1 protein-coding gene is annotated in these 432 nt (G+C 66.1%); it reads left to right on the forward strand.

All coding sequences use genetic code 11. The features are described from left to right. A partial coding sequence (locus AC1DC5_RS19040; protein ID WP_476866200.1) for an HNH endonuclease signature motif containing protein occupies positions 1-432 on the forward strand: 432 nt, incomplete at both ends.

A 432-nucleotide genomic window follows, 5' to 3' on the forward strand; every position in this document is an offset into this window, starting at 1 on the left:
AGGCGCACACCGGAACCCTGCTCTTCACCGGGCCCGTCACCGCCTCCACCGCCCGGAAAATCGCCTGCGACGCGGACATCATCCCCGTCCTCCTCGGCGGCGAAGGACGGATCCTGGACATCGGCCGCGCCTCCCGGGTCTTCCCGCCCCACATCCGCAAAGCCCTCACCACCCGCGACCAAGGCTGCACCTTCCCCGGCTGCACCATCCCCGCCCCCTGGTGCGAAGCCCACCACATCACCTACTGGTCCCGCGGCGGAACCACCRGCACAGACAACGGAACCCTGCTCTGCTCACACCACCACCACCTGATCCACAAAGAACAATGGACCATCCAACTCCGCACCGGCATCCCCTGGTTCATCCCGCCCCCACACATCGACCCACGCCAAAAACCCCGACGCAACTACTACTTCCACCCCACAGACCTCA

It is taken from the genome of Arthrobacter sp. 10L424, assembly GCF_056395325.1.